The following is a 1,618-nucleotide window of genomic DNA, read 5'->3' on the forward strand; positions in this document are numbered from 1 at the left end:
TGCTTTTTCTTACGATTAGTCAACCTGTATTTATAGATTTTTGATGGATTGAGTACCAAAAATCTATATCACACATGTATCCACGTATAACGCATACTAAATACCCCTAATATGATTCGTTTTTTTACTAGGGGGAGATATGATATGATGAATAAAACTATGATATTAGGCCGTTAACCGATAATCATAGTGTATATCGTGTGTAATAAGATGAAAGAGAAGCTTCAGTAACTTATTCACACACGCAATGGACGCAACTTTATGACATTTGTTATAGGGTTGCGTTTTTAATTTATCGTAGTACTCTATAATGTGATTTCGCCCGTAACGCCGTTGTTTAATCATGTTTTGGATAATCAGGAAAAGTAGTTTTCGTAAATGTTTATTTCCACGTTTATTAATTTTATCTTTATAAAAAGTTTTACCGGATTGAAAGCGACGTATATCAATACCGGCATATGCATTCAATTGCTTGTTATTCGCAAAACGAGTAATATCTCCTATTTCAGCCATTAAACGTACAGCTGTATTTGGCCCAATTCCAGGAAGGCTCAAAATGATACTATATTCTGCACGTTGTTCGGCAAGATGTACCATCTTGTTAATGCAATGTTCCTTTTGATGAAGAAGTTCTTGATAACGCCTTGCGTATACCTTGAGTTGATCACATAGGACATCATTTTGTGAAACGGCTGGATAGGAATTTTTCGCTATTTCAAGTATTTGAATTGCCTTTTTCTCTGCCATGATAGTTGATATTTTTTTATTGGTATTGGCACGAATACGATTTTTTATGATTGTTTTAGAAAGATTTAAAACACAATCTGGATGGGGAAATAGTTGAACAAAATTTAAAAATAGATCCGATTTACTAGTGAACATTTTTTCTAATTCAGGAAATGTTAATTGAATTACTTTGTGCATACGACTACGAATCATCGATAATTCTCCATCCAGTTCGCTATAAAATCTCGAAAGAGACTTTAACTGATGGAATAAGTGGTCCGTTCTATGAGATACCCTTCGGGTAACTGTAAAATGAGTAATGGCTAGTCGATGTGCATCACTTCGGTCCGTTTTATGAATCCGTAAGGAATCACATTGTAATTTTGCTTCTAAGGGGTTTAATAGACAATATGTGTATTGGTTATCTTGCATAAATCGTTCTAGCTGCCTGGAATAAATACCTGTTGCTTCGAACACAATTTCAGGTGATTTGCCAGTTTCATTGGTAAGCTCATGTATCTTTTTTTGTAGCTCTTCAAATTCAGACTTTGAATGTTTGATTTCTTTTTCAAAGATACATTGTTTTTGTGCATTATAAATGACCATATAACTTTTACCCATACTGATATCAAATGCAATTACGTGTCTCATAAGGTTCCTCCTGACGTAAAGTTGAAGTCTTCATCTTACACTTATCGATTCCCATTTCTTATACACGATCTCGAGGACCAACATACTAAAAACTGATTCAAATAAGGTAAGTGAAGAAGGTCAGTTTTTTTTACGGATTCAGAATCCTAAAGCATACACGACCCTTTCTTCACTTCTACTATATAAAAAATAGTAGTGCGAACCAATGCCTTGGCCTGCACTACTAATCTTAGTATGTTTT

At 34.1% G+C, this 1,618-nt stretch carries 1 protein-coding gene; it reads right to left on the reverse strand.

Features of this window, described 5'->3' with window-relative positions:
• Window positions 1-165: 165 nt before the first annotated feature.
• Window positions 166-1,377, reverse strand: a complete 1,212-nt coding sequence (locus MR155_RS31045) for an IS110 family RNA-guided transposase (RefSeq protein WP_242312101.1) — start codon at window positions 1,375-1,377, stop codon at window positions 166-168.
• Between the last annotated feature and the right edge of the window lie 241 nt (window positions 1,378-1,618).

Origin of the sequence: Bacillus cereus group sp. BfR-BA-01331 (assembly GCF_022663915.1) — a bacterium.
GTDB classification, from domain to species: Bacteria; Bacillota; Bacilli; order Bacillales; family Bacillaceae_G; genus Bacillus_A; species Bacillus_A mycoides.

What these genes read in the sequence shown, in the direction of transcription:
- MR155_RS31045 (WP_242312101.1), bottom strand. Translation starts at nt 1,377, where the DNA reads ATGAGACACGTAATTGCATTTGATATCAGTATGGGTAAAAGTTATATG.